General features: G+C 74.4%; 22 protein-coding genes. 15 read left to right on the forward strand and 7 right to left on the reverse strand.

Annotation, left to right across the window (positions count from 1 at the left end):
- The first annotated feature begins 180 nt into the window (after positions 1 to 180).
- Positions 181 to 2,622 (forward strand): hypothetical protein, encoded by a 2,442-nt coding sequence (locus PSED_RS19535; protein ID WP_041759884.1) that lies wholly within the window; start codon positions 181 to 183, stop codon positions 2,620 to 2,622.
- 7 nt (positions 2,623 to 2,629) lie between these two features.
- Positions 2,630 to 3,016: a thioredoxin gene (gene trxA / locus PSED_RS19540; protein ID WP_013675972.1), complete on the forward strand. Its 387-nt coding sequence runs from the start codon at positions 2,630 to 2,632 to the stop codon at positions 3,014 to 3,016.
- A gap of 203 nt (positions 3,017 to 3,219) precedes the next feature.
- Here trxA and PSED_RS19545 read toward each other — a convergent pair whose 3' ends face one another.
- Positions 3,220 to 4,044 carry an IclR family transcriptional regulator gene (locus tag PSED_RS19545; protein WP_013675973.1) on the reverse strand — a complete coding sequence of 275 codons (825 nt, stop codon included), beginning with the start codon at positions 4,042 to 4,044 and terminating at the stop codon, positions 3,220 to 3,222.
- Between the two features lie 340 nt (positions 4,045 to 4,384).
- Between PSED_RS19545 and PSED_RS19550 the strand changes: the two genes are divergently transcribed.
- The 4 genes from PSED_RS19550 to PSED_RS19565 are packed head-to-tail and all read left to right on the forward strand — an operon-like array spanning position 4,385 to position 9,086.
- Complete coding sequence (locus PSED_RS19550; protein WP_013675974.1) at positions 4,385 to 5,209, forward strand: hydroxypyruvate isomerase family protein; 825 nt, start codon at positions 4,385 to 4,387, stop codon at positions 5,207 to 5,209.
- A gap of 36 nt (positions 5,210 to 5,245) precedes the next feature.
- A complete protein-coding gene (locus PSED_RS19555) occupies positions 5,246 to 6,136 on the forward strand; it encodes a 2-hydroxy-3-oxopropionate reductase (RefSeq protein ID WP_013675975.1) in 891 nt (296 codons plus the stop codon).
- A gap of 23 nt (positions 6,137 to 6,159) precedes the next feature.
- The gene (gene gcl, locus PSED_RS19560) at positions 6,160 to 7,953 is read left to right on the forward strand and encodes a glyoxylate carboligase (protein ID WP_013675976.1); all 1,794 of its coding nucleotides are present in this window, start codon (positions 6,160 to 6,162) and stop codon (positions 7,951 to 7,953) included.
- Positions 7,953 to 9,086: a glycerate kinase gene (locus PSED_RS19565; RefSeq protein WP_013675977.1), complete on the forward strand. Its 1,134-nt coding sequence runs from the start codon at positions 7,953 to 7,955 to the stop codon at positions 9,084 to 9,086. The genes gcl and PSED_RS19565 overlap by 1 nt, the downstream gene beginning before the upstream one ends.
- 43 nt (positions 9,087 to 9,129) lie before the next feature.
- Here PSED_RS19565 and PSED_RS19570 read toward each other — a convergent pair whose 3' ends face one another.
- Together PSED_RS19570 and PSED_RS19575 are read right to left on the reverse strand one after the other, a co-directional pair.
- Positions 9,130 to 9,915, reverse strand: a complete 786-nt coding sequence (locus PSED_RS19570; RefSeq protein WP_013675978.1) for a GntR family transcriptional regulator — start codon at positions 9,913 to 9,915, stop codon at positions 9,130 to 9,132.
- A 65-nt stretch (positions 9,916 to 9,980) separates the two neighbouring features.
- The gene (locus tag PSED_RS19575; RefSeq protein ID WP_013675979.1) at positions 9,981 to 12,095 is read right to left on the reverse strand and encodes a bifunctional chorismate-binding protein/class IV aminotransferase; all 2,115 of its coding nucleotides are present in this window, start codon (positions 12,093 to 12,095) and stop codon (positions 9,981 to 9,983) included.
- A gap of 502 nt (positions 12,096 to 12,597) precedes the next feature.
- Between PSED_RS19575 and PSED_RS19580 the strand changes: the two genes are divergently transcribed.
- The 3 genes from PSED_RS19580 to PSED_RS19590 all read left to right on the forward strand — a co-directional run bounded on the left by PSED_RS19580 (position 12,598) and on the right by PSED_RS19590 (position 16,521).
- Positions 12,598 to 13,770 carry a L,D-transpeptidase gene (locus PSED_RS19580; protein WP_233899083.1) on the forward strand — a complete coding sequence of 391 codons (1,173 nt, stop codon included), beginning with the start codon at positions 12,598 to 12,600 and terminating at the stop codon, positions 13,768 to 13,770.
- A 68-nt stretch (positions 13,771 to 13,838) separates the two neighbouring features.
- Complete coding sequence (locus PSED_RS19585; protein ID WP_013675981.1) at positions 13,839 to 14,741, forward strand: hypothetical protein; 903 nt, start codon at positions 13,839 to 13,841, stop codon at positions 14,739 to 14,741.
- Positions 14,728 to 16,521, forward strand: a complete 1,794-nt coding sequence (locus PSED_RS19590) for a phosphatidylglycerol lysyltransferase domain-containing protein (RefSeq protein ID WP_013675982.1) — start codon at positions 14,728 to 14,730, stop codon at positions 16,519 to 16,521. The genes PSED_RS19585 and PSED_RS19590 overlap by 14 nt, the downstream gene beginning before the upstream one ends.
- A 47-nt stretch (positions 16,522 to 16,568) precedes the next feature.
- Here PSED_RS19590 and PSED_RS19595 read toward each other — a convergent pair whose 3' ends face one another.
- Complete coding sequence (locus tag PSED_RS19595; RefSeq protein WP_013675983.1) at positions 16,569 to 17,210, reverse strand: TetR/AcrR family transcriptional regulator; 642 nt, start codon at positions 17,208 to 17,210, stop codon at positions 16,569 to 16,571.
- A 155-nt stretch (positions 17,211 to 17,365) separates the two neighbouring features.
- On the opposite strand from PSED_RS19595, the gene PSED_RS19600 reads away from it, so the two are divergent.
- From PSED_RS19600 to PSED_RS19610, 3 genes are all read left to right on the forward strand, one after another.
- Positions 17,366 to 18,157: an SDR family NAD(P)-dependent oxidoreductase gene (locus PSED_RS19600; RefSeq protein ID WP_013675984.1), complete on the forward strand. Its 792-nt coding sequence runs from the start codon at positions 17,366 to 17,368 to the stop codon at positions 18,155 to 18,157.
- A gap of 10 nt (positions 18,158 to 18,167) precedes the next feature.
- Entirely contained in the window at positions 18,168 to 19,703 is a 1,536-nt protein-coding gene (locus PSED_RS19605) for an AMP-binding protein (protein WP_013675985.1), read from the forward strand.
- A gap of 736 nt (positions 19,704 to 20,439) precedes the next feature.
- Positions 20,440 to 21,057, forward strand: a complete 618-nt coding sequence (locus PSED_RS19610) for a hypothetical protein (protein ID WP_049803452.1) — start codon at positions 20,440 to 20,442, stop codon at positions 21,055 to 21,057.
- Between the two features lie 270 nt (positions 21,058 to 21,327).
- On the opposite strand, the gene PSED_RS19615 is transcribed toward PSED_RS19610, so the two are convergent.
- Positions 21,328 to 21,798: a YkvA family protein gene (locus PSED_RS19615; protein ID WP_083845229.1), complete on the reverse strand. Its 471-nt coding sequence runs from the start codon at positions 21,796 to 21,798 to the stop codon at positions 21,328 to 21,330.
- Positions 21,799 to 22,005: 207 nt separating this feature from the next.
- Between PSED_RS19615 and PSED_RS19620 the strand changes: the two genes are divergently transcribed.
- Positions 22,006 to 22,749: a PadR family transcriptional regulator gene (locus tag PSED_RS19620; protein ID WP_013675987.1), complete on the forward strand. Its 744-nt coding sequence runs from the start codon at positions 22,006 to 22,008 to the stop codon at positions 22,747 to 22,749.
- A 71-nt stretch (positions 22,750 to 22,820) separates the two neighbouring features.
- On the opposite strand, the gene PSED_RS19625 is transcribed toward PSED_RS19620, so the two are convergent.
- Positions 22,821 to 23,216 carry an SCO5389 family protein gene (locus PSED_RS19625; RefSeq protein ID WP_013675988.1) on the reverse strand — a complete coding sequence of 132 codons (396 nt, stop codon included), beginning with the start codon at positions 23,214 to 23,216 and terminating at the stop codon, positions 22,821 to 22,823.
- Positions 23,217 to 23,268: 52 nt separating this feature from the next.
- A complete protein-coding gene (locus PSED_RS19630) occupies positions 23,269 to 24,219 on the reverse strand; it encodes an ATP-binding protein (protein ID WP_013675989.1) in 951 nt (316 codons plus the stop codon).
- Positions 24,220 to 24,410: 191 nt separating this feature from the next.
- Between PSED_RS19630 and PSED_RS19635 the strand changes: the two genes are divergently transcribed.
- Together PSED_RS19635 and PSED_RS19640 are read left to right on the forward strand one after the other, a co-directional pair.
- Positions 24,411 to 25,325 (forward strand): fumarylacetoacetate hydrolase family protein, encoded by a 915-nt coding sequence (locus PSED_RS19635; RefSeq protein ID WP_013675990.1) that lies wholly within the window; start codon positions 24,411 to 24,413, stop codon positions 25,323 to 25,325.
- On the forward strand, positions 25,322 to 26,602 hold the full coding sequence (locus PSED_RS19640) for an LLM class flavin-dependent oxidoreductase (protein ID WP_013675991.1): 1,281 nt from the start codon (positions 25,322 to 25,324) through the stop codon (positions 26,600 to 26,602). Before PSED_RS19635 ends, PSED_RS19640 begins: the two co-directional genes overlap by 4 nt.
- Positions 26,603 to 26,661 lie beyond the last annotated feature (59 nt).

Raw genomic sequence — 26,661 nt, forward strand, 5'->3', positions numbered from 1 at the left:
GCCACCGCGCGCAGCGCCGACCAGACGCCACTCCGCCACGACCGACCGGCGCCACCGCGCGGTCCGCCGGTTCGGCCCCACCCCGCGCTCCGCCGACTCGGCGCCACCCCGCGCACCGCCGACCGCGTGCCACCGGCGCGGCGGTGTCCGACGTGGACCGTGCGTGGAATCCTCGCGCCGGTGGACGCCGAACCGCCCGTCGACGCGCCCGGTCCCGCCGCCGCGCACGACGACCGCGACCCCCCTGTGGAGCTGCGCGTCCACGGCGTCGCGGGAACCCCGCCGGAGCTCATGCTCCAGCTCGTCCCCGCCGTGCGGACCGATCGCGCGGAGCAGCCGCCGGACGACGACGACGGCGCGATCACCGAGTGGCGCCAACCGCCCGCCCGGCCGCAGCTGCGGGCGTGGTCGTGGGGATCGCTGACGTCGGGCCGCTGGTACCAGGCGTTCTATCTGGTGCTGCTGCCGTTCATGCTGGCGAACCTCGCCGGCTGGGCGCTGCTGGCGAGCCCGGACGGCGGCCCGCCGACCGGCACCGGCGACCACGCGGACCGCGAACGTCCCGCGCGCGGCGTCCGGATCCGCTGGTGCGTGCTGCTCGTGCGGCTCGCGGCGCTGCTGGTCACGACGATCTTCGCGTTCTGGACCCAGCTGGTCGTGGCCGATCTCGTCACCTACCAGTGGCTGGTCCGGCACGCCGGATGGCCCGGCTGGACCGTCGGCGCCGGGTTCGCGGTGACGGCCGGTGTGCTGCTCGCGGTCGTCTGGCTCAGCCGGATCCGGACCCGGCCGACGCGCAGGCACGTCGATCCCTGGGCGGTGTGGACCGACCCGGCCGGCCGGGCGTCGCTGCACCACGACCAGCCTCCCATGTGGAACAGCCCGGGCATCAACGTCGGGCTGCGCCGGCTGCACCTGTCGGCCGCGCTGGGCGCCGTGGCGCTCGCCGGCTGCTGGCCGAGCGCCGGTGGCTGGACGACGTGGCGGACGGCGGGGCTGTGGTGCGCGGTCGCGACGCTGGCCGCCGTCGCCGTCCTGACCTGCTGGATCAGCCTCGCGGACGGCGAGGCGCCGGGCTCGGCCGACCCGGCCGGTCCTCCGCGGGCGCTGCGGGGGCACGGGCTGCCGCCCGCGGCCCTCGTGCGGCACGGCACGTGGCCGCCCGCCGCGGCGGCACTCGCGCTGGCCGCCGTCGCCACCGGCGGGGTCGACACGGCCTGGGTCGGGGCACACCCGTTCCTCCCGGCGCTGCGCGGTTCCGCGCTGTGGCTCAGCCTCGCCGTACTCGTCGTCGCGGCGCTGGTCGGCGTGGTCCAGGGCAGGGTGGTCCCGGCGCCGGGAACCCCGCCGCGGCGCCGGGACCTGCGGCGGGCCAACGCCCCGTCGATCCTGCTGCTCGCCGCCGCGATCGGGGCCGCGCTGGGGGCGGGCATCGCCGAGCAGGTGGCCCGGCTCGCCGGGTCGACGTGCAGTGTGGGCCCGTGCGTGGTCGTCGGCGACACCGTCGGCTGGATGGCCATCGTGTTCACCTCGATCCTCGCGGCCGTCGGTCTGGTCGTCGCGCTGTGCTGGCTCGCGCTGCGGCTCGTCCCGCGGGCCGACGGCCGTCGACCCCCGGCCGCGGTCGCGTTGCGCTCGTTGACCGTCCGCGGCTCGTGGCTGACGGCGCTGCTCGGCGCGCTCGGCTCGCTGGCCACCGTCGCCGGGATCGCCGTCGCGCTGGCCCGCGGCGGGCTCCCCCCGGTGAGCGCGGTCCCGGTCGCGGTGTCGGCGACGGTCGTCGGCACGCTGATCCTGCTCACGCTCGGCCTGCTCGCCGCGGCGCTGCGGCACCGCCACGTGCGGACGCCGGTCGCGATCGGCGTCGCGGTCGCGGTCGTCGCCGTGGCCGCGGTGGTGGTCTGGGCGCTGCGGTCCGGCCGATCGTGGCAGGTCCTCGGGGTGCCGCTGCCACCGAGCACCTTCGCCGAGTTCTCGCTCGTCGTCGCGATCCTGCTGCCGACGGCGCTGGTGCTGCGGCGGATGTACGCCGCGGTGCGCAGCGTCGCCGCACGGCGCGGCGTCGGGGTGCTGTGGGACGTCGGCACGTTCTGGCCGCGGTGGTTCCATCCGCTCGCGCCGCCCACCTACTCCGACCGCGCCGTCACGGGCCTGACCGACCGCATCGAGGACGTCGAGCCCGGCGAGGTGTTCGTCGTGGCGGCGCACAGCCAGGGATCGGTGATCGCGGGCACCGCGCTGCTCGCCGCGAACCCGCGGACCCCGGTCGCGCTGCTGACGTTCGGCTCGCCGTGGCATCACCTCTACGGCGAGTTCTTCCCCGGCTACTTCGACACGGGAGCGACGGCGGCGCTGGTCGACACGCTCGACCGGCGCTGGCGCAACCTGTACCGCGACACCGACCCGATCGGCGGGCCGGTCCACGACCCGGCCGTCGACGCGTCCGCCCTCGCCGACCCGCACCTGCGCATCCACAGCGACTACTGGCTCGAGCCCGAGTACGGCGTCGCCGTCGCGCGCCTCGAGCGGGCGATCAGGTCGGCCGTGCAGCACCCCACGCCGGGGCCGTCGGAACGGACCGGACGACCGGCGAGGGAACAGACCACGCCCACGACCCGTTGACCCCACCATGGCGACCGTTGAGCTGACCACCGAGAACTTCGACGACGTCGTCGGCGGACCCGGAACCGTGTTCGTCGACTTCTGGGCGTCGTGGTGCGGGCCGTGCCGTCAGTTCGGACCGGTCTTCGAGGAAGCCTCCGAGCGGCACACCGACATCACGTTCGCGAAGGTCGACACCGAGGACCAGACCGAGCTGGCGCAGGCCTTCGGGATCTCGTCGATCCCGACGGTGATGGCGGTGCGCGACGGCGTCGTCGTCTACGCGCAGCCGGGTGCGCTGCCCGGTCCGGCGTTCGAGGACCTCATCGGCAAGGTCCGCGACGTCGACATGGAGAAGGTGCGCGAGGCCGTCGCGCAGCAGCAGGCCGAGCAGGCGGCCCAGCAGGGCGACTGACCTGTGCGTGGCGATGGTCGCTACCGCGGTACATCGCCACTCACGACCCACGGCGTGGAGCGTCGTCCCCAGTCGTCGCGCCGCACGACGAACTCACGACCACCCTCAAGAGCGAACGGCCCCGGGACCGCGGTCCCGGGGCCGTCGTCGTTCGGCGCGGCTCGACGACCCGTCAGCTCCGTCGAGCCGGACGCGACCCGCCGTCAGCCCGCCTGCGCCGTTCCCGGGCGCAACGGCTCCAGCTCACCGGCGACCCCCTCGGCGGCCCTGCGCAGCAGCGGGACCGCCTGCTGGATCAGGGCGTCGGACATCCGCGGCGACGGGCCCGAGATCGAGACGGCCGCCCGGGGCGCGCGGCCCGGGACGGCGACCGCGACGCACCGGACGCCGATCTCCTGTTCCTCGTTGTCGACGGCGTAGCCCGCCTCGCGCACCCGGTCGAGCTCGGCGCGGAACCCGTCGGGCGTGATGATCGTGTGCCCCGTCTGCGGGTGCATCACCGACCCGGCGACGATCATGTCGGCCTGCTCGGGCGGCATGAGCGCCAGCATGGCCTTGCCGACGGCCGTGCAGTGCACCTGCGCCCGGCGGCCGACCTCGGTGAACATCCGCATCGCGTGCACGCCCGGGACCTGCGCGGTGTAGACGACGTGGTCGCCGTCGAGCATCGCGAGGTTGGCGCTCTCGCCGATCTCGTCGACCAGTTCGCGCAGGTAGGGCATCGCCCAGGTGCCCAGCAGCTGCGAGGCGTGCTCCCCCAGGCGCATCAGGCGCGGCCCGAGCGCGTACTCCCGCGACGGCTGCTGGCGCACGTAGCCGAGGTCGACGAGGGTGCGGACGAGCCGGTGGATCGTCGGCAGCGGGAGCGCGAGACGGGCCGCGAGCTGGGACAGGCCTGCCGTCCCACCGAGGTCGCTCATCGCCTCCAGCAGCTCGAAGGTGCGCTCCACGGACTGGACGCGGCCGCTCCCCCGCTCGGGCGCAGGGTCCGCGCCGGGCTCCGGACCCGCTGGGGACTGCTTGGGCATCTCGCCGCTCCCGTGTCGATGCGCGAACCGGCCGGAAGCGCACATCGTCTTCCGCCATCCGGAATCCTACCCGCCGGTCCGGCCGACCCGGACGCCGCGCGAGGCCGAGCGCGCCCCTTCGCCGCGGCCGGACCCGCCGCACCCCGGGCGCAGCCCGCCGGCCGCCGGCTGCTCCGTGCTGCCCAGGCCCTGCTCAGGCGGGACGTCACCCGCCCGGCATCCGTCGGTCGGCCGCCGTCCACGCAGGTCGAGTGTTTGACAGGTGTCCCCGCTCACTTTACAGTTCTCGCAGAACAGAAGTTGACTTCCACGATACGAAATTGGAAGGAGCGGCGTCCCCGTGAACCGCCCCGCGATGCGCTACCTGCCCAACTGCTCGCTGCTGTTCGCCGAGCTCCCGCTGCTCGAGCGGCCGGCCGCCGCGAAGGCCGCCGGGTTCGACGCGGTCGAGTTCTGGTGGCCGTTCGCCGAGGCCGTGCCCGCCGACGCCGAGGTGGAGGCGTTCGTCACCGCGATCTCCGACGCCGGGGTCGCGCTCGTCGGGCTCAACTTCTTCGCGGGCGACCTCGCGGGCCCGGACTGCGGCGTGCTGTCGCTCCCGGCGCGCTCGCCCGAGTTCCGGGCGAACCTCGCCGTCGCGGCATCGATCGCCGGGCGCCTCGGCGTCCGCGGCCTCAACGCGCTGTACGGCAACCGTGCCGACGGCGTCAGCCCGCAGGAGCAGGACGAGCTCGCCACCGAGAACCTCGTCCTCGCCGCCGAGGCGGTCGCGGCCGCGGGCGCCACCGTGCTCGTCGAGCCGATCAGCGGGCCCAAACCCTACCCGCTGCGCACCGCCGCCGACGCCGTCGCGGTCGTCGACCGGGTGCGCGCCGCGGGTGCCCCGAACGTCGGCTTCCTGTTCGACCTGTTCCACCTGGGGGCCAACGGCGACGACCTCGACGAGGCCATCACCCGGCACTTCGACGTGATCGCCCACGTGCAGATCGCCGACGTACCCGGCCGCGGCGAGCCCGGCTCCGGCGAGCTGGACCTCATGGGCCGGCTGCAGACCCTGCAGGACAAGGGCTACGACGGCTGGGTCGCGCTGGAGTACAAGCCGTCGACCGGCGACACCGCCGAGAGCCTGCACTGGCTGCCGCGCGCCCGGCGCGGCGCCGCCTGACCTCCCTGTCCGCGATACCTCCGGAGTGACACCAGAATGAGCACCACCACCGTCGCGTTCATCGGCCTGGGCATCATGGGCCGCCCGATGTCGGCCAACCTCGTCGCGGCCGGCTTCGACGTCGTCGGCTACAACCGCTCCCCGGCGCCGATCGAGGCGCTCGTCGCCGCGGGGGGCCGCGGGGCGGGCAGCATCGCCGAGGCGGTCAAGGGCGCCGACGTCGTCGCCGTCATGGTCCCCGACTCCCCCGACGTCGAGGCGGTCCTCGCGGGCCCCGACGGCGTGTTCGACAACGCCGCCGAGGGCACGCTCGTCATCGACTTCTCGACGATCCTTCCCGACGTCTCGCGCCGGCTCGCCGCGCAGGGCGCCGAGCGCGGCCTGCGCGTCCTGGACGCCCCCGTCTCCGGCGGCGAGGCGGGCGCGGTCGAGGGCGTGCTGTCGATCATGGTCGGCGGCGACGCCGAGGCGTTCGCCGCGGCACAGCCCGTGTTCGACGCCGTCGGGGCGACCATCGTGCACGTGGGACCGGCGGGCGCCGGCCAGACCGTGAAGGCCGCCAACCAGCTCATCGTCGCCGGGAACATCCAGCTGCTCGCCGAGGCGATCGTGTTCCTGGAGGCCCACGGCGTCGACACCGAGGCGGGCGTGACGGTACTGGGTGGGGGCCTGGCCGGCAGTACCGTCCTGCAGCGCAAGGCGGGCAACATGCTGAACCGGGACTTCACGCCCGGCTTCCGGATCGCGTTGCACCACAAGGACATGAAGATCGTGACCGACGCCGCGCGGGCGGCCGGCGTGGTGATCCCGCTGGGCGCGCACGTCGCCCAGCTGGTCGCGGCGCTGAACGCGCAGGGCCACGGCGGCCTCGACCACTCCGCCCTGTTCACCACCGTCGAGCAGCTCTCCGGCCGCTCCGGTTCCTGACCCGACCCACGAGAGGACCTGTCATGCCTCGTATGAGGACGGTCGACGCGGCGGTCGCGATCCTGCGCCGCGAAGGCATCACCGACCTGTTCGGGCTGCCCGGCGCGGCGATCAACCCGTTCTACTCGGCGGTGCGTGCCGACGGGGGGCTGCGGCACACCCTGGCCCGCCACGTCGAGGGGGCCGCGCACATGGCCGAGGGCTACACCCGCGCGGCGCCGGGCAACATCGGCGTCTGCGTCGGCACCTCCGGGCCCGCCGGCACCGACATGATCACCGGGCTGTACTCGGCGGCCGCGGACTCGATCCCGATCCTGTGCATCACCGGGCAGGCACCGGTCGCGAAGCTGCACAAGGAGGACTTCCAGGCCGTCGACATCGCCTCGATCGCCCGGCCGCTCACCAAGATGGCGGTGACGGTCCTCGAGCCGGCCCAGGTCCCCGGGACCTTCGCGCAGGCGTTCCACCTGATGCGCTCCGGGCGGCCCGGTCCGGTCCTCATCGACCTGCCGATCGACGTCCAGCTCGCCGAGATCGAGTTCGACATCGACGCCTACGAACCGCTGCCCTCCTACCGGCCGGTGGCGTCGCGGGCACAGATCGACAGGGCGCTGGACCTGCTGTGCACGGCGCAGCGCCCGGTGATCGTCGCGGGCGGCGGCGTCCTCAACGCCGACGCCGCCGACCTGCTCGTCGAGTTCGCCGAGCTCACCGGCACGCCCGTCATCCCGACGCTGATGGGCTGGGGCGCGATCCCCGACGACCACCCGCTGATGGCCGGCATGGCGGGCATCCAGACGTCGCACCGCTACGGCAACGCGACCCTGCTGGCGTCCGACCACGTGCTGGGCATCGGCAACCGGTGGGCCAACCGGCACACCGGCGACCTCGACACCTACACCGCCGGCCGCACGTTCACCCACATCGACATCGAGCCGACCCAGATCGGCCGTGTGTTCGCCCCCGACCTCGGCATCGCGTCCGACGCCCGCGCGGCGCTGGCGCTGCTCGTCGAGGCCGCACGCGAGCGTGCGTCGGACGGCACGCTGCCCGACCGGTCCGGGTGGGCGGGCGAGTGCGCCGGACGCAAGGCGACGATGCTGCGCACCACGCACTACGACCAGGTGCCGATCAAGCCGCACCGGGTCTACGAGGAGATGAACCGGGTCTTCGGCCGCGACACCCGCTACGTCACGACGATCGGCCTCTCCCAGATCGCCGCCGCACAGCTGCTGCACGTCTACAGGCCGCGGCACTGGATCAACGCCGGCCAGGCCGGCCCGCTGGGGTGGACCGTGCCCGCGGCCCTGGGCGTCGTCGCGGCCGACCCTACGCAGGAGGTCGTCGCGATCTCCGGCGACTACGACTTCCAGTTCATGATCGAGGAGCTGGCGGTCGGGGCGCAGTTCAACCTGCCCTACGTCCACGTCCTGGTGAACAACGCCTACCTGGGCCTGATCCGGCAGGCGCAGCGCAACTTCGACATGGACTTCTGCGTCCAGCTCTCCTTCGACAACATCAACGCCGACGACGACGCCGCACCCGGGCTCAAGGGCTACGGCGTCGACCACGTCAAGGTCGCCGAGGGCCTGGGCTGCAAGGCGATCCGGGTCGTCGAGCCGGACGCCATCGCGCCCGCGCTCGTCGAGGCACGCCGGCTCGCGGCCGAGCACAAGGTCCCCGTGGTCGTCGAGGTCGTCCTCGAGCGGGTCACCGACATCGCGATGGGCACGGCGCTCGACGCCGTGAACGAGTTCGGCGGTGCCACCTCGGACCCGGCCGACGCGCCGACGTCGATCCTCGCCCGGGCGGTCTGATGCGGGTCGTCGTCGCCCCCGACAAGTTCAAGGGCTCGCTGACCGCCGTCCAGGTGGCCGAGCGCGTCGGGGCAGGGCTGCAGGCGGTCGCGCCGGAGGTCGACGTCGTCGCCCTCCCGGTGGCCGACGGCGGCGACGGCACCGTCGACGTGGCCCTCGCGGCGGGCTTCCACGCCGTGCCCGCCACGGCGTCGGGTCCGACCGGCGAGCCCGTGCAGACCCGGTGGGCGCGTCGCGGCGACGTCGCGATCGTCGAGCTGGCCGCAGTCTGCGGGCTCGTCCGGCTCCCCGGCGGACGGCCGGACCCGTTGGGCGCGAGCAGCATCGGGCTCGGTGAGGTGATCGGGGCGGCGCTCGCGGCCGGCTGCCGGCAGATCGTCGTGGCCATCGGCGGCAGTGCCGGAACCGACGGCGGCGCCGGGCTGCTCACCGCGCTGGGCGCCGTGGTGCGCGACGCGACGGGCCGCCCGGTGCCACTCGGCGGGGCCGCGCTCGCCGGGGCCACGTCGCTCGACCTGACCGGGCTCGACCCCCGGCTCGCCGTGACGGACCTCGTGGTGGCCTGCGACGTCGACAACCCGCTGTGCGGGCCTCGCGGTGCCGCGGCGGTGTACGGGCCGCAGAAGGGCGCGACCCCGGCCGACGTCGCGACGCTCGACGCCGCACTGGGCCACTGGGCCGGCCTGGTCGCCGACGCGACGGGCACCGACCACCGCGACGACCCGGGCGCCGGCGCGGCGGGCGGGGTGGCCTTCGCGGCACGGGCGGTGCTCGGGGCGGCGCTGCGCCCGGGCATCGACCTCGTGCTCGACCTGCTGCGGTTCGACGAGCACCTCGCCGGGGCCGATCTCGTCGTCACCGGGGAGGGCGCGCTCGACGAGCAGACGCTCGCCGGGAAGGCCCCGGCCGGCGTGGCCGCCGTGGCCCGTGCCGCCGGGGTGCCCGTCGTCGCCGTGACCGGGCACAGCGCGCTGACCGCGGCCCGGCTGCGCGCGGCCGGGATCGAGCAGGCCTACGCGCTCACCGACCTCGAACCCGACGTCGCGCGGTGCATCGCCGACGCGGGTCCGCTGCTGGAGGAGCTCGCACGGGGCCTTGCGAGGGACCGGCTCCGCGGCGCGGTGGTCACCTGAGTCGGGAATGACGTTGCCGGCCGTGGCATGGCCGGTGAGCCGCTCACGAACCGTCGGCCGGGCCGAACCGGTAGCCGCTGCGCGCGGAGAACTGGGCCGTCACCGCGAACCGGTCGCCGCGCACGAGGGTGTGGCGCCACTCGACGCCGCGCAGCCCCACCTTGCCGAGGCGCTCGATCGAGAACGCGGCGATGCCCGTGGGGATGCCGAGCAGCTCGCGTTCGGACTCCACCGGCACCACCGCCCGGATGTGCTCCTCGCCGCCCGAGAGGCGCACCCCGCAGCGCTCGGCGTACTCGTCGTAGAGCGCGGTGTGGGTGAAGTCGACGTCGAGCAGCGGGGCGGCCAGCGACTCGGGCAGCCACACCCGGTCGACGGCCAGTGGCGACGAGCCCGCGAGCCGCAGCCGCTCCAGGTAGACCAGCGGCGTCGACTCCTCCAGCCCGAGCCGGGTGGCGACGACGCCGTCGGCCCGCACGTCGAGGGTCCGCACGACGCTGCGCTGCCGCAGGCCGGTGGCCTCGACAGAGGCGAAGAGGCTGTAGAGCGCGCCGAGGGGCTGCTCGATCTCGACGGGATCGGCCAGCCGCGGCGCACGGCCCCGCGCCGCGACGACGGTGCCCTCGTCGCGCAGCCTGCGCAGCGCCTCCCGGACGGTGTGCCTGCTGACCCCGTACTCGGCGACCAGCGCGAGCTCGCCGGGGAACGCGTCGGCGAACGCGCCGCCCCGCAACCGGCGCCGCAGGTCACCCAGCAGCTGCGACCACAGCGGCTCGGCGAGCGTACGGTCGAGCGGGGCCGCCCCCAGCTCGCTTGTCACGCCGCTCATCGTCCCCTCGCCGGTCGCTCGTCGCCCGCCCGCGCACTCCCGCGACCGGCCCGTCCGTCACGAAACTACCCGTGCGGGCGAACCCGGTCCGTCGGCGCCACCCCGTGCCCACCCGGGCGCGCTGCGTCGACACCGGGCTCGTCCGCGGCGAGAGCCTCCCCCAGCGCGACGACGAGCGGGTCCGGTCGCTCCCAGCGCGCCCCCGTCCCCGCCACGGACCGGACCCACTGCACGCCGCGCAGCGCGTTGCAGACGAGCATGCCGTCGGCGGCCGCGAGCTCGTCGATCCCGACGGGCACCAGGTCGTAGGGCAGCCGCATCCCGTCGAGGGCGTCGAGCAGCGCCTGCCGGGCGGTGCCGGGGAGCAACCGGCCGTCGAGCGGCGGGGTGACGAGCCGGCCGCCGCGGACGACGGCCACGCACGCGCGCGTCGTCTCCAGGACGGCGCCGTCGGTCCCGACGAGCAGCGGCGACGTCCCCGCGGGCACGTCGGCCTCGAGCGCGTCGAACCGGTCCCGGTCCGCGAGCTTGTGCGGGCGGCCCGCGGAGTCCCGGACGGGCACGAGCGTCACCCCGGGCTGGTCGGCGGGCGGCACGGGCGCAGGCCACGGCGTGACGACGACGTCGACCCGGCCCGGGTCGTCGGGCCGCGCGTCGACCCGGACCCGCAGGTGGCCGGGGGTGTCGGCGACCGCGGCGCGGACGGCGGCGGGCACGTCGGCGCGCAGCGCGACGCCGTAGAGCTCCCAGTAGGAGCGCTGCAGCCTGCGGAGATGGTCGGCGAGCCGGCGCGGCCGGCCGTCGACGACCAGGAACGTCTCGAAGACCCCACGCGCCGGGTCGGCGTCCGGCGCGGCGCCCGCCGACGGAACGCCGGGGCCCGACGGGAGCCGCCCGCCGAGGACCGCGAGCAGCGGTGCGGCCTTGGTCAGGCACTCCCGCCACTCCTCGATCGGGCTCGAGTCCACCGTGACCCCGCCGCCGACGCCGAGGTGCGCGGTGCCGTCGGCGAAGACCTCGAGCGTGCGGATCGTGACGGCCAGCTCCAGGCCGGCGAGCGGGCCGCTGTAGCCCATTGCGCCGGTGAACAGCCCGCGCGACACCGGCTCCAGCGCCTCGATCACCTCGACCGCGCGGATCTTCGGCGCGCCGGTGACCGAACCGGGCGGGAACGTGGCGGCCAGCAGCGCGGCGTCGTCGGAACCCGGGGCGAGGGCGCCGCGGACCTCCGAGACCAGGTGCCAGACCCCCGGGTGCGGCTCGACCGCGAGCAGCCGCGGCACCGTGACCGTGCCCGTCGCGCACACGCGCGAGAGGTCGTTGCGCATCAGGTCGACGATCATGACGTTCTCGGCGGCGTCCTTTGCCGACGCGGCGAGGACGGCACGCTCCCGCTCGTCGGAGCCGGTCCCGGTCCGCGGCCGGGTGCCCTTGATCGGCTCCGTGCGCACGGTCGGACCCGCACGGTGCAGGAAGACCTCGGGGCTCGCACCGACGGCCGCGCAGTGCGGATCGGCGACGAAGCCGGCCCGCGCCGGCCGGAGCGCCTCGCCGAGGCGCGCCCACGCCTCGGCGGGTGACCCGTACAGCCGCAGGTCGAGGCGGGTCGCGATGTTGGCCTGGTAGATCTCGCCGCGGCGGATGGCCTGCACGCAGTGCTCGACGGCGGCGACGTGCCCGGCCGGGTCGGGGACGGCGGTGACGTCGAGCCGCACGTCGGTGCGTCCGGGGTCCACGGCGAGGTCGGCGGCGAGCGCGTCGCGCCGGGCCCGGGCGGCGGCCTCGTCGAAGTCGCCGGCGACGTCCAGCAGCGCCTCGTACCACCAGCGGGAGCCGTCGTGGCGCAGCACGTCGCGGTACCAGGCGAGGGACGCGGCGAGCCGGGACCGGCTCGCTGGGAACGGCAGGTGACCGAACCAGCCGCCGCCCACCGCACCGGGCGGCCCGGCCGGCCCCACGACCTCGGGCACGTCGGCGAGCACCGCGAACGGGTCGCCCTCGCCCGTCCGCACCGGGTCGCAGGTCACCAGCGCGCCGCGCGACCACGCACCCGACCACGCCGTGACGCGCTCGCGCCGGGCGAGTCGGCGCACGACGTCGAAGACGCTCAGCCGGGCGAGGTGGGCCGGCAGCGGCAGTGTGCAGAGCCGGACCGCCGAGGCCCGGACGCGCTCGCCCACGGCGACCTCCCGTCCCGGCCGGCGTCGCGGGTCCGAACGGTCGCCGGCTGCCGGGCCCGGCCGTCCGGCGGCGCGCGTCCGGGATGGACACGCCCGCGGCGCCCATCATGACGGCCGTACCGGTGACACGGAACCGTCCGGGGCCGGTGTCACACAACCCGTTCGGAGCACCACAGGCCCCGGACGAGTGATCACCGAACCCGGCGGTAACGCCGCTTCGGGCACGTATCGATACGACCATCGGAGTGATCTCCGCAGCGCTACCGAAACGCAACCTGAACTGGGCGTTCCGGCGGCTGCGGCCTGGGATCATGACCGGCGGACCGCCCTGTCGGCGGCGCGCGGCGGGGTGAGGCGCCGCGCCCCGACCGGGCGAGCACGGATGTGACGAGGGGGATCGGCCGTGGCCGAGCGTGTGGGGAATGCGGTGGGACCGGCGGCGCGGCCGCGGGACCGAGCGACGCAGGCGCGGGGCGGGCGCCTGCGTCGGACGGCGCCACGGGTGACGGCCCTGCTGGCCGCGGTGCTCGCGACGGCGCTCGTCGGCGGCTGCGCGACCGCCGCCGCGCGGGCCACGCACGCCCAGCAGCAGGCACAGCAGAACGCGCCGGTCGTCGCCGCCTCGGTGTCGCCGACCGCGGGCGCCACCGACGTCAACCCGACCGCGGAGATCAAGGCCGACGGCGGCTCCGGGACCCTGCGCGACGTGGCACTGACCAACGCGAAGGGTGTCGCCGTCGCCGGCACGCTCTCCCCCGACGGCAAGCAGTGGACGGCGAGCGCCCCGCTCGGCTACGGCGGGACCTACACGTGGTCGGGCACCGCCGTCGCCCCCGACGGCACCGCGACCGCGTTGGGCGGCAGCTTCACCACTGTCACCCCGAAGCGCACGGTGAAGGCCACGACCAACATCGGCGACGGGCAGACCGTCGGCGTCGGTGCGCCCATCGAGGTGCACTTCAACCGCGACCTCGACGCGGCCGCGAAGGCCGCCGTCGAGAAGAACCTGAAGGTCACCACGTCGGTGCCCGTCGAGGGCGCCTGGGCCTGGCTGCCCGACGACCAGCTGGGCTCCCGGGTGCACTGGCGGCCCAAGGAGTACTGGCCCGCGGGCACCCAGGTGCAGATGACCGCGTCGGTCTACGGGGTCGACATGGGCAGCGCGGGCTACGGCGCGGCCGACCTGACCAGCTCGTTCACCATCGGGCGCAGCCAGATCGTCAAGGCCGACGTCAACAGCCACCGGATGATCGTCGTCCGGGACGGGCAGCAGGTGATGGACCTGCCCGCGTCCTACGGGCTGAGCAGCGACCCGAACCGCAACACCCGCAGCGGCGTCCACATCGTCATGACGAAGTCGCCCCAGGTGCTGATGACGAACCTGGCCTACGGCTACCAGAACGTCCCGGAGAAGTGGGCCGTCCGGATCTCCAACAACGGCGAGTTCATCCACGCCAACCCGGCGTCGGTCGGCGCCCAGGGCAGCCGCAACGTCACGCACGGCTGTATCAACCTCTCCACGGCCAACGCCAAGACCTACTACGACACGGCGATGTACGGCGACCCGGTCGAGGTCACGGGCAGCGGCGTCGACCTGTCGGCCGCCGACGGCGACGTCTACGACTGGGCCATCGACTGGAACACGTGGAAGTCGATGTCGGCGCTCGCGAGCTGACCAAACGCGCGAACCGCCCGATCCGGCCCGGTGACGGCCCGGTTGCGGCGCCGTGACATGTTCTCCCGGTGCTCACGCTCGATGCCTCGGCGGTGCGTCTCACGTCGCCGTGGTTCGTCGTCGGTACGGGGGTCCTCGCCGTCGTGGCGTGGGTGCTGGTCGTCGTCCGGTGGCGGCGCCACCTCCGGGTCGGCCGGACGATCTCCGTGCTGGCCGCGACGGTGCTGATCGTGCTGGCCGGCGCGGCCGTCGCCAACAGCAGCGGCAGCTTCTACCCCACCCTCGGCGCGCTGACCGGCTCCTCCGGGCCGCCGGCTCCCGGTCCCGGCGCGGCGCGGACCGAGGTCCTGACCCCTGGCGCGGTACGCACCGTCGCGGGCCCCGGCGGCACCCCGCTGACGGTCTACCTGCCCTCGGCCGCGACCTCCCCCGGGTCGGCGGGGATGCGTTTCCCCGTCGTCGAGTGGCTCGGGCCGCTCGCCGCGGGCGACCCGCTCGTCACCGAGGTCGACCGGGCGATCGCGCAGCACCGCATCGCGCCGGTCGTCGTGCTCGCCACCGGTGTCGCCGACGCGGCCGACCTGCGCGCGTGGGCCACCCGGTCCGGGTCCGGGCTCGCCGTCCGCGACGACCGGGCGGGCTGGGCGCTGGCCGCGCCGGTCGGCTCCCCCGCCTGCCCGCTCGCGATGGCACTTGCCCGGCCGGGCGCCTACGCGGCGGCCGCCGGCCCGGCCTGCGACATCGGCCCGCTGCGCACGACGGACGCCCCGCCCGCGCTCCTCGCCGTCACGACCGCCGCCGGGGACACCGGGGGCATCGACCGGGTCGCGTCGCCGGCCCCGGCGGCACAGGTCACGGACTACGTTCTGCGTGACGCGGCGGACGGTCCCGGCGCCGTCGTCGGCTGGCTCGGGGAGCATCTCCCCGGACCCCTTGTGGACCGGGCAGGAGCCGACGATGTCCCGTTCTGACGGCCTCGCGGGAGCCACCCGGACCCACGGCGGGCCGGGCGGGCGTGGGCCGGTCCGGCCCGACCCCGCGGCAAGGCGGTTGCGGCTCACCGAGGCCGCCGCCGTCAGGGCCGTCGTGTGGGCGGCGCGCGTCGTCGCGCTGGTGACGGTCGTCGCCTCGGTGTTCCCGGCGCCGCGGCGCGCCATCATGGCCTCGCTGCGCGCCTCGCTCGGCCTCCCGCCCGCCGTCGGGCTGGCCGGGACGGTCATCTCGCTGGTCGCGGCCGTCGGGCTCTGGCTGCTGGCCGCGGGACTGCGCCGGCGCAAGCGGCGGGCCTGGGCGCTCGCGATCGCCGTCAGCGCGGTGCTGACCGTCGTCAACGTGCTGCACGGGCTGTCCACCGGACACGGCTACGTCGCCGCCGGGCTGACCCTCGCCCTGCTGGTCGCCCTCGTGGCCACCCGCCACCGGTTCGTCGCCCGGCCCGACCCGGGTGGGCTCACCCGGGGTGCGCTGGTCCTCGTGCAGCTCCCGGTCGCCGGGTTCGTGCTCGTGTGGGTGCTGCTGGCGCTCAACCCCAGGCGCCTCGACGGGGCGCCGCCGTGGTGGCAGCTGGCAGGCCACGCGGCCCTGTCGCTGGTCGGGGTGTCGGGGCCGGTGCAGTTCCGGGCCGGCTGGCTCGACGACCTGACCAGCGCCGTGGGACTGTCGTTCGGCGTGGCCGCGGTGCTCGTCGCGGGCTACCACCTGCTGCGCTCCCCCGAGCCCGAGCCGCAGCTGTCCGACGACGACCAGGCCCGGCTGCGGGCACTGCTCGACAAGCAGGGCGGCCGCGACTCGCTCGGCTACTTCGCGCTGCGCGAGGACAAGACCGTCGTCTTCTCCCCGACGGGAAAATCGGCGGTCTCCTACCGGGTACTGGCCGGGGTGGCGCTGGCCTCGGGTGACCCCGTCGGCGACCACGAGGCCTGGCCGGGAGCCATCGAGATGTTCCTCGGCGAGTGCACCTCCTACGGCTGGGTGCCCGCGGTGCTGGGCTGCTCCGAACTGGGCGCGACGGCGTGGGCCCGCGTCGGCCTCGACGTCCTCGAGTTCGGCGACGAGGCCGTCCTCGACGTCGCTGGCTTCACGTTGGAGGGCCGCGCGATGCGGGGCATCCGGCAGGCGGCCGCCCGGCTCACCCGCGCCGGGTACACCGTCCGGGTCCGCCGGCTCGACGAGCTCGACGACGACGAGCGCACCGCGCTGCGGACCCACGCGTCGCGGTGGCGCGGCGACGCGGTCGAGCGCGGCTACTCGATGGCGCTGTCCCGGGTCGCGGACGTCCGCGATCCCCGCGGCGTGCTGGTCGTCGCCGAGCTCGACGGACGGACCCGCGGGCTGCTGCAGTTCGTCCCCTGGGGCTCCGACGGCTTGTCGCTCGACCTCATGCGCCGCGACCCGACCTCGGAGAACGGGCTCAACGAGCTGATGATCGCCGAGCTGATGGCCGCGGCCGAGGGCCTGGGCGTGCGGCGGGTGTCGTTGAACTTCGCGGTGTTCCGGGCCGCGCTGGAGCGCGGCGAGCGGATCGGCGCGGGTCCGATCGCGCGGACATGGGCGAAGCTGCTGCGGCTCGCGTCGCGGTGGTGGCAGATCGACAGCCTCTACCGGTTCAACGACAAGTTCCGCCCGCGCTGGGTGCCGCGCTACGTCGCGTTCCCCGCCGTCCGGGACCTGCCGCGGATCCTGGTCGCCGCGCTGGAGGCCGAGGGCTTCGGCGGCCGCCCGCCCGCCGTGCTGCGGCTGCTGCGTCGTTGATCGGGGAGTGGCGGGGGTCGCCGGAGCGACCATCGCCGCTCACGACCTCACGCCGTGCCGGTGACGACCGCCAGCATCTGCACGACGTCGGCCCGCAGGGTGTCGGGAGCCTGCGGGTCGCCCGCGAGGTGGCGCCACAGCGCCTGCTGGAACAGTCCGTCGAACATCGCGTAGGCCGCCCCGGTGCCGCAGACGGGCGGCCGGCCGGACAGCTGCGCATACCGCGCGACGATCCGCTCGATCATCCGCTCGAGGCTCGCGTCGATGGCGGCGACGTCGTCGCGGAACGACGCCTCGAACAGCGACTGCGACCGCAGGTCGTACCAGAGGCGGTGCATGAGCCCGTCGGCCACGAGCGTCGCGGCCATCGCGGCGGCGAACTCGTCGGCCAGCGCGGGCGCGGTCGTGGCGGTGGCGACGACGTCGTCGTAGCGCTGCACGCACACCGCCTTGTAGCGGCGCACGCAGTAGGTGATGAGGTCCACCTTGTCGCGGAAGTAGTAGTGCAGGACGCCGTGGGAGAACTCGGAGTTCTGCGCGATCTCGCGCAGGCTCGTCCTGGCGTAGCCGAGCTCGGACAGGGTCAGCAGAGCGGCGTCGGCAAGCTCCCGACGCCGCTCCTCGACCTTGTCGGCCCTCCGCCGCGAGATGCGCGCGGGCCGCTCGACCGCCTCGGTCACGTGCTGCATCCACCCTGGTCGGGACCGTTCCTCCGCCCCGACGATACCGGTAGGGCGACGGTCTCCCACGAATCTTGACAGTCGTCCAAGGATCTTCCAGGGTTGTGCTCCGCATCACCTTTGCCGCGTGGGACCCGACCGGCGCGGCCGGACGAGGAGGTTCGATGGGTGGGATCGACCTGACGGGTCGCCGGGCACTGGTGACGGGCGGGGCCCGCGGCCTCGGTGAGGGCATGGCCCGGGCGCTGGCGGCCGCGGGGGCGACGGTGATGCTCGCCGACGTGCTCGCCGACGTCGGCCAGAAGACCGCGGCCGACATCGACGGAGCGCACTTCGTCGAGCTCGACGTCACCGACGACGCCGGGTGGGAGTCCGCGATCGCGCACACCGTCGCCGAGCTCGGCGGCCTCGACGTGCTGGTCAACAACGCCGGCGTGGAGGTCACGCAGCTGATCGTCGACACCGAGCCCGCCGACGTCCGCCGCATGCTCGACGTCAACATCCTGGGCACCATGCTCGGCCTCAAGCACGGCCTGCGCGCGATGCGCCCCGGTGGCGCGGCCGGCAACGGCGGGGCCATCGTCAACGTCGCCTCGGTCGCGGCGACGATCGCCTTCCCCGGCATCGCCGGCTACTCGGCGACGAAGTCCGCGGTCGACCGGCTCACCCGCGTCGCGGCGATGGAGTCGGGCAAGCTCGGCTACGGCGTGCGGGTCAACTGCGTCTACCCCGGCCTCGTCCCGACGGAGATGGGCATGAAGCTCGCCGTCGAGACCTCCGAGCTCGGCCTGTTCCCCGACCCGAACGCCGCCGTCGCCGCCGTGGTCGAGCTGACCCCGTCGGGGCGGCTCGGCGAGGTCGCCGACATGGCCGACGCCGTCGTGTTCCTCGCCTCCGACCAGTCGCGGTTCGTCAACGGCGCCGGCCTCCCGGTCGACGGCGGCATGGGGATGTGAGCCACCGCCGATGTCGCTGACCGCCTACCTCGACAAGGGGGCGTCGCTCGGCCGGAACGCGCCCTGCCTGACCATGGGCGACCGCGTCCTGACCTACGGCGACGTGCAGGACCTGAGCCACTCCGTCGCCCGGGCGCTGCGGCGCTCGGGCGTCCGGCCGGGCGACAAGGTCGGCATCCTGTCCGGCAACGACCCGACGGCGTTCGCCTGCGTCTTCGGCATCGCCCGCGCCGGCGCGGTCTGGTGCCCGATCAACCCGCGCAACGAGGGAGCCGAGAACCGCGAGCTGCTCGACCTGTTCGAGTGCCGGGCGCTGCTGTTCACCAAGGCGTTCGCGCCGCTGGTGGAGAGCGTCGCCGGCTCGCTGCCCGCGCTCGACGTGCTCGTCTGTCTCGACGACGAGGTGCCCGGCGCCCCGGCGCTGCAGGACTGGCTCGATCGGGCCGGCACCGTCGAGGGCCCGGTCGAGACACCGCCACCCGACGACGTCGTCATGCTCGTCGGCACCGGCGGGACCACCGGCCGACCCAAGGGCGTCGTGCTCACCGGCCGCTCGCTGGAGACGATGTCGGCGATCACGCTGATGAGCTACCCGTTCGACGGGCGCCCGGTCTACCTGGCGCTCGCGCCGCTCACCCACGCCGCCGGGGTGCTGTGCTTCCCCGTGATGGCGCTGGGGGGCCGGATCGTCGTCATGCCGCGCCCGGATCTCGGCGAGTTCATCGGCCTGGTCGAGCGCGAGCACGTCACGCACACGTTCCTGCCGCCGACGCTGATCTACATGCTGCTCGACCATCCCGCGCTCGACACCGCGGACACGTCGTCGCTGCAGTGCCTCTGGTACGGCGCCGCGCCGATGTCGGCCGCCCGGCTGGAGGAGGCGATCGGACGGCTCGGGCCCGTGCTCGGGCAGCTGTTCGGCCAGTCCGAGGCACCCATGATGGTCTCGACGATGGCGCCCGCCGACCATCTGCGTCCGGACGGGAGCCTCGCCCGCGAGCGGTTCTCCTCGGCGGGGCGACCGACGCCGCTGGTCACCGTCGCGATCATGGACGACGCCGGCCGGCTGCTGGCCGCGGGTGATCGGGGCGAGATCGTCGTGCGCAGCTCGCTGGTGATGGCCGGCTACCACCGCGACCCGGAGGCCACTGCGGAGGCCTCGCGGTTCGGTTGGCACCACACCGGCGACATCGGCTACCTCGACGAGGACAACTGGCTCTACATCGTCGACCGGGCCAAGGACATGATCATCACCGGCGGGTTCAACGTCTACAGCGCCGAGGTCGAGCAGGCCGTCATGGCCCATCCGGCCGTGCGCGACTGCGCGGTGGTCGGCCTGCCCGACGACAAGTGGGGCGAACGCGTCGTGGCCGTCGTCGAGCTGCACCCGGACGCCGCCGCCCAGGAGGCCGAGCTCATCGCGTTCGCGAAGGGCCGGGTCGGCAGCGTGAAGGCACCCAAGCAGGTCCTCGTGTGGCCGGACCTGCCGCGTTCCAAGGTCGGCAAGATCGTGAAGACCGAGATCCGGGACAAGCTCACCCCCTGACCCAGCCCGACGCCCCGGGATGGCCGTCGGGGTGGCCGCCGGGGGCCGCCGGGGCAGGTGGCCCAGCCGCCCGCCCCACCCCCGAGCGCAACCTCAGCGCGCCCGATCGGCTGCGGACCGACCGTGAGGTTGCGCCCGGGGTGGCGCGCGGGCCGGGCCGCGCCGGCCGATCGCCCAGTGGCGCGGGCCGGGCCACGCCGGCCGATGCCCCCGCGGGCGGGCCCCCACCACCGAGCGCAACCTCACTGCTCCTGCACGAACGATTCCCGACTGTCAGGTTGCGGCCGACACCCCGCGCGCAACCCCACTGCTCTGCGGGCGCCGCGACACGACGCCGGGTGTGCAGCGAGGTCGTCGGTGCGGGGTTTCGCACGTGCGCACGACTCGGGCGATCCGCCGACAGCCGACCTCGCGATCGCGACCATCGCGAGGTGCAGAACCAACCCTTCCGAGGAAGCGCCGCCGTGGTGGCGGGGCGAGTGAGCCCGGGACGGCTGCGCGGGCGCGGCTTCGTCCGGCTGGCACCCGACGTCTACGCCGTCGCCCCCACCGACCTCGATCTCACGACGCGGATCTCACGACGCGGTCGATCGCCGCCTACCGCCGCGTCGAGGACATCGGCGGGGTCGTCGGCGGATGGTCGGCGGCCGAACTGCTCGGCGCCGGCTGCGCGCCCCGCGACGCCGACGCACAGATCGTCGTACCGCGCTATGTCAAGCCGACCCCCGGCGTCCAGGTGGGCCGCTGGCGCCTGCTCCCCGAGGAGATCACGCTCGTCGACGGCTGCCGGGTCACGACGCCGCTGCGGACCGCGTGGGACATCGCCCGCCGGGAGCGCCGGACCGACGCCGTCGTCGCCCACGATGCCCTCGCCCGGGTCGGCGGCTTCCCACTGGAGGCATTGGCGGACATGGCTTCCCGCCTCCGGCGAACCCGAGGCTCCGCGTTGGTGCGGGCCGCGTCGAGCCGAGCCGACGCACGGGCGGAGTCGCCGATGGAGACCCGGATGCGTCTCCTTCTCGTCGACGCCGGGCTGCCCCCGCCCGTGCCCCAGTACGAGCTGGTCGTCGACGGCCGGGTCGTCGCGCGGTTCGATCTCGCCTACCCGGACGCCCGGCTGGCGATCGAGTACGACGGCGCGGGGCACGACGACCGCCTCGACCGGCGTCGTGACATCCGGACCGGCGCGCTCGGCTGGCAGACCGTTCGCCTCGTGTCGGCCGACATCCTGCAGACATCCGAGGAGACCGCCGCCTTGGTCCGGGCCGTCCTGCGACGACGCCTCCTGCTCCTCGGCCGCCCCGGACGCCGGACGCACCTGCGCCGATCCCGATCCGACGGGCCGGTCGGGTAGCGCTCGGGAGATCGCACGCCCCGCGCTGCCGATCAGCCCGGACACGACCGTGAGGTTGAGCGCGATCGGACCCGGCGCAACCTCACTGCTCTCGCGCGGCCGCGGAACGACCGTCAGGTTGCGCTCAACGGGCGGCGCGCAACCCCAGCGCTCCCGATCAGCTGCCGCACGACCGTGAGGTTGCGCCCGGGGTGCGCGAGCGGCGGCCGACCCCGGATCGGTCGGGGGCCGGGCTTCGGGGCGGCACTCACACCCGACCCGGGGCCGGGCTCAGCCGGGGTGGACGTCGACCAGCTCGCCGTCGACGACGCCGGTGCGCGTGCGCACGGTGGGCGCGTCCGGGCCGGACTCCCGCTCCCAGCGCAGGAAGCGATCGGCCTCGGCCAGTACGGCGCCGCCCAGCCACAGCGCGACCACGGCGTCGTCGACGAGTCCGAACACGCTGAGCAGCAGCTCCGGGACGATGTCGACCGGCGACAGCAGGTACCCCGCCGCGAGCACGAACAGCAGCAGCCTGCTCGCCGGCAACCCGGGATAGCGGCCGGTCACCGCGGCACCCGCCATCCGCGGGACCGCGGTCAGCATCTCCCCCACGCCTGCCCCGCCGGGCCGCCGGGCCTGGCGCACGAGCGTCCACAGCGCGCGGAACGCCGCGATGCGCCGGGGCCCGAACCGGGCGGCCGCCCCTGCCGTCGTTCCGGTGCCCGCCGCCGTCCGCGCCTTCGACCTCGCCACCGTCATCGCCTCCTCGCGGCGCTCCGGACGGAGCGCAACATCGGGATACGAACCGGACACCCCTCGGTGTTCCCGAACCTCGTCTCCTGTGGCTCAGCGCACACTCCGTGAAGCTTATGTTTGCATCGCGAGCCGTCGCGATATATCGTGATGGCACGCGATTCGATCGACTAACGGACCGCATCCACCCTCACGACTGTCAGGAGACATCAGATGAACGCCATGAACCCCCCGTGGGACCCCCGTTTCGGTGCCGGCTTCGGCGGCGGATTCCGCGGCGGCCATCGCGCCGCGTTCCGCGCGGCGATGGCCGCCGAGCACGGAGCCGGTCGCGGCGGCCCGCACGAGCATCCGGACGAGGACGACGGAGGCCGGCGCGGCGGCCCGGGCCGGCGTGGTCGCCGGCACAGCGGCCCGCGCTTCGGCCCGCCCGGCGCCCCGTTCGGCCCCGGCGGTTTCGGTCCGGGCGGCCCCGGCTTCGGTCCCGGCCCGCGCGGATTCGGCCGCCGCGGCCGGCGGACCAACCGCGGCGACGTCCGCGCCGCCGTCCTCGCGCTGGTCGCGGAGCAGCCGCGGCACGGCTACGAGATCATCCAGGAGATCGCGGCGCGCACCGACGGGGCCTGGAAGCCCAGCCCCGGCTCGGTCTACCCGACGCTCTCGCAGCTCGAGGACGAGGGCCTGGTCCGCGTCGAGCAGACCGACGGCCGCCGCGTCGTCCAGCTCACCGACGCCGGCACGACCTACGTCGCCGAGCACCGCGAGGAGCTCGACAAGGTCTGGGAGTCCGCGGTGCGCGACCCCGACGACGACACCGCCGAGCTCTGGACCCAGCTGGGTCAGCTGCATGCGGCGGCACAGCAGGTGATGGCCACCGGCACGCCCGAGCAGATGCACACGGCGACCGAGGCGATCACCGAGGCGCGGAAGGCGATCTACCGCCTGCTCGCCGAGTGACGCACCCCTGAGACGACGCACCCTGAGACGACGAGGGCCCCGACCGCGGTCGGGGCCCTCGTCGGCGTGCGTCAGCAGTCGCGCAGCTCCGGGCTCTGGTTGAGCACCTGGCCGCGCGGCGAGACGAACTCCCGGTACACCGTCGAGTCGACGGCGGCCGGGGCGAACGCGGCGACGCGATGGCAGTTCTGGAACGCCAGGGTGACGCCGAAGTGCCGTTCCATGGCGCCGCGGATGGCGTTGCTGGCCAGGGCCCGCAGCAGCTGGCCGCGCTCGGCCTCCGACGGCGGGGGCACCTCGTGCTCGCCGAACGGGGCCTCGGGACGCGCCTGCCCGTCGGCGACGGCCGCGGACACGACCTCCCAGGCATAGGGCAGGGAGCCGCGGACCACCGCGAGGAACGCGGCGTCGTCGAGCTCGCCGCGTTCGGCGCTCTCGAGGACGGCGGTGGGGACGTCGAGCGACATGGGGATCTCCTCGTTGTTGTCGGCGTTGCGTATCGGCGTTGCGTGTCGGACGTCAGGCGGGGACCGGGGCACCCGGCACGAAACCGGGCGCGACCTGGGCGGCCAGGTCGACACCTGTGGCGCGGTCGCCCCAGGCCCTGGCGTTGCGCAGGTGGAACTCGACGGTGTCGCGGTGGTAGGCCGCCCAGTCCCGGGAGCGGGCGTCGAGGGCGGCGAGGACATCGGCGAGCACCGCGGCGTTGGCGGGTTCGAGTGCGGCCACCGGGTGCGGCTCCCCGCGCTCGGCGGCGCGCACCCAGGGCGAGCGGGTCAGCCAGCCCAGCAGCGCGTCGCCCGCGTGCTCGCGCAGGTAGGCGACGTCGGCATCGTCGTCGACCTTGTTGCCCAGCACCGCGAGGGCGACACCGCGACCGGCGGCGTGCGCGGCGTACTGGTGGTAGACCCCGACGCCGCGCCGCGTCGGCTCGCTGACGAGCACGGTCAGGTCGAAGCGGGTGAACAGGCCGGAGGCGAACGCGTCGGCGCCCGCGGTCATGTCGACGACGACGTACTCCCCCGGGCCGTCGAGCAGGTGGTTGAGCCACAGCTCCACCGCACCGGTCTTGGAGTGGTAGCAGGACACGCCGATGTCCGCCTCGTCGAACTCGCCGGTGACGAGGTAGCGCACGCCGTCGGGCGTCGTCGCCGCACAGCGGGCGAGCACCTCGTCGTGGGCGTCGAGGCCGACCATCCGGGAGCCGGGTCCGGGCGGCGTCGTCTTGATCATCGCGTCGGCGGACGCGACCAGCGGGTTGTCGCCGCGCAGATGGTCCTTGAGCCAGGTCAGGTCGGCGCCGAGCGGGCACGGCTGTGGTCCCCGCGCGCCGAGGGCCTCGCCCAGGTTCTGGTTGATGTCGGCGTCGACGGCGAGCACGGGATGCCCCCGATGGGCCAGCAGCCGGCTGAACATCGCCGCGGCCGTCGTCTTCCCGCTACCGCCCTTGCCCACGAACGCGATCCGCACCTGTGTCCTCCCGGTCCTTCGACTGAACACGGTAACGGTATCGGTTTTCACTTACGGGTGATCATTCCGGGGTCCCCGGGGTCGGCGCAGGATTCACCACGGATCGTTGTGAATCGACGACAACTCGGTGTTTCCCCTCACACCCCGCGGGGCCATAGCGTCGGGGTCCGCCGAGGACGAGGAGGTCCCGTTTGCGACTGGTCACCTATCGCCGGGCAGCGGCCGCCCCGCGCGTCGGGGTGCTGACGGAGGACCGGGTCGTCGACCTGCCCGGGTTCGCCTCCATGCAGGAACTGCTCGAGCGCGGCCCCACCGGCATCGACGAGGCGCGCGCCGCCGCGCAGGCCGCCACGACCACGCACCCGCTCGCCGAGGTCACGCTGCTCGCGCCGCTCCCCCGGCCGCGCACCATGCGCGACTTCATGCTCGTCGAGGAACACGTGCGCAACAGCTTCGGCGACGTCCCGGAGGAGTGGTTCCGCATCCCGGTGCACTGGAAGTGCAACCCCGACACCGTGATCGGCCCCGACGTCGAGGCGCCGTGGCCCTACTACACCGACAAGCTCGACTACGAGCTCGAGGTGGCCGCGGTCATCGGCGCCCCGCTCTTCCGGGCGAGCGTGGAGGAGGCCGCGGCGGCCATCGCCGGCTACACGATCTTCAACGACTGGAGCGCGCGCGACATCCAGTTCCGCGAGATGTCCGTCGGCATCGGCCCGGCGTTCGGCAAGGACTTCGCGACGACGCTGGGACCCTGCCTCACCACCGCCGACGCGTTCGACGCCACCGGCGCCCGGATGCGCGCGCGGGTCAACGGCGAGACGTGGTCGGAGGGCTCGATCGGCGCGATGCGCTTCTCGTTCCCCGAGGTCATCGCGACGCTGTCGGAGTACCAGCCGCTGCACCCCGGCGACGTGCTCGGCGGTGGCACCGCCGGGCGCGGCTGCGGCCTGGAGCTCGACCGTTGGATCCGCCCCGGGGACGTCGTCGAGCTGGAGGTCGACGGCATCGGGGTGCTGCGCAACACCGTCGGGCAGCCGGACGCGCCCGGCGCCCGCACCGTCGATCTGAGAAGGCCGACCGAGGAACAGGAGGAGGTCCCGTGACCGAGGTGATCCTGCAGGTGTACCCGTCGCTCGGCGACGAGGCGGCGATGGCCGCCCAGCGGCCGATCGGCCGCAACAACGACGCATACCAGAAGATGCTGGCCGGGCTGATCGAGGTCTGCCAGGCCGCCGACGACCTGGGCTACTGGGGCATCACCCACGTCGAGCACCACATGCACACCGAGGGCATGGAGATCTCCCCCGCCCCGCTCATGCTCAACGTGCACCTCGGGCACTACACGAAGCGGCTGCGGCACGGCCAGCTCGGCCTCGTGCTGCCCGCGCACGACCCGATCCGCCTCGCCGAGGAGATCGCGATCGCCGACCACATGCTGCAGGGCAGGCTGTTCGTCGGCATGGCGCGCGGCTACCAGGCGCGCTGGCAGAACATCCTCGGGCAGCGCTTCAACGTCACCAGCACCGCGTCGGACCAGAGCGAGGCCGACCAGCGCAACCGGCTGCTGTTCAGCGAGAACTTCGCGATCATGAAGAAGGCCTGGACCGAGGACCTGCTCACCTACGACGGCCCGACCTACAAGATCCCCTACCCGGTCGAGGGCATCCCCAACTGGCCGCCGGCCGCGACGATCACCGGCAAGTACGGCGTCCCCGGCGAGGTCGACGAGAACGGCACGGTCAAGGGCGTCGGCATCGTCCCGAAGCCGTACACGAGCCCGCACCCGCAGCTGTTCCAGGCGTTCGGCGCGAGCCCCGGGACGCTGCGCTGGTGCGGCGAGGAGGACGTCACCCCGACGATCCTCATGGGCTCGATGACCAAGCTGCGCGCGCTGATGGAGATCTACCAGGAGGGCGCCGCCTCACGCGGCCGCCATCCCCGCTTCGGCGAGGGCATCGGCGTGTGCCGCACGTTCTACGTCTTCCCCAACGGGACGCCGCAGGACGAGGTCGACGCGAAGATCCGGCGCAGCGTCGAGCTCTACGAGGAGCCGGTGTGGCGCGGCTGGTACGAGCAGTTCGGGTTCATGGAGGGCAGCCGCCTCGACGACGAGGAGGGCCCCGTGCCGAAGCCGGGCGAGCACCTCGCCGACCGGCTGATCAACAGCGGGCTGCTCATCGGCGGGACCGTCGACCAGGTCAAGCGGCGCATCGAGGAGTTCCTCACGGACCTGCCGATCGACTACTTCGTGTGGCTCTTCCACTGGGGGATGATCCCCCGCGACGAGGGCCTGCGGATGCTCGAGCTGTTCGGCGAGCAGATCATGCCGGAGTTCGGGATCACGGGGGCGCCGGCGACGGTCGCCGGGGGCGGCGCATGACCGGGCGACCCCGAGCGGACCAACGGCACGGCGCCCGCGCGCAGTGCCGACCGGGCTCC

Origin of the sequence: Pseudonocardia benzenivorans CB1190 (genome assembly GCF_000196675.2) — a bacterium.
Lineage (GTDB): Bacteria > Actinomycetota > Actinomycetes > Mycobacteriales > Pseudonocardiaceae > Pseudonocardia > Pseudonocardia benzenivorans.

Coding starts and splice junctions, on each gene's coding strand:
- trxA (WP_013675972.1), top strand. CDS start 2,630: ATGGCGACCGTTGAGCTGACCACCGAGAACTTCGACGACGTCGTCGGC.
- PSED_RS19545 (WP_013675973.1), bottom strand. CDS start 4,044: ATGCCCAAGCAGTCCCCAGCGGGTCCGGAGCCCGGCGCGGACCCTGCG.
- PSED_RS19555 (WP_013675975.1), top strand. CDS start 5,246: ATGAGCACCACCACCGTCGCGTTCATCGGCCTGGGCATCATGGGCCGC.
- gcl (WP_013675976.1), top strand. CDS start 6,160: ATGCCTCGTATGAGGACGGTCGACGCGGCGGTCGCGATCCTGCGCCGC.
- PSED_RS19565 (WP_013675977.1), top strand. CDS start 7,953: ATGCGGGTCGTCGTCGCCCCCGACAAGTTCAAGGGCTCGCTGACCGCC.
- PSED_RS19570 (WP_013675978.1), bottom strand. CDS start 9,915: ATGAGCGGCGTGACAAGCGAGCTGGGGGCGGCCCCGCTCGACCGTACG.
- PSED_RS19590 (WP_013675982.1), top strand. CDS start 14,728: ATGTCCCGTTCTGACGGCCTCGCGGGAGCCACCCGGACCCACGGCGGG.
- PSED_RS19595 (WP_013675983.1), bottom strand. CDS start 17,210: ATGCAGCACGTGACCGAGGCGGTCGAGCGGCCCGCGCGCATCTCGCGG.
- PSED_RS19600 (WP_013675984.1), top strand. CDS start 17,366: ATGGGTGGGATCGACCTGACGGGTCGCCGGGCACTGGTGACGGGCGGG.
- PSED_RS19605 (WP_013675985.1), top strand. CDS start 18,168: ATGTCGCTGACCGCCTACCTCGACAAGGGGGCGTCGCTCGGCCGGAAC.
- PSED_RS19615 (WP_083845229.1), bottom strand. CDS start 21,798: ATGACGGTGGCGAGGTCGAAGGCGCGGACGGCGGCGGGCACCGGAACG.
- PSED_RS19620 (WP_013675987.1), top strand. CDS start 22,006: ATGAACGCCATGAACCCCCCGTGGGACCCCCGTTTCGGTGCCGGCTTC.
- PSED_RS19625 (WP_013675988.1), bottom strand. CDS start 23,216: ATGTCGCTCGACGTCCCCACCGCCGTCCTCGAGAGCGCCGAACGCGGC.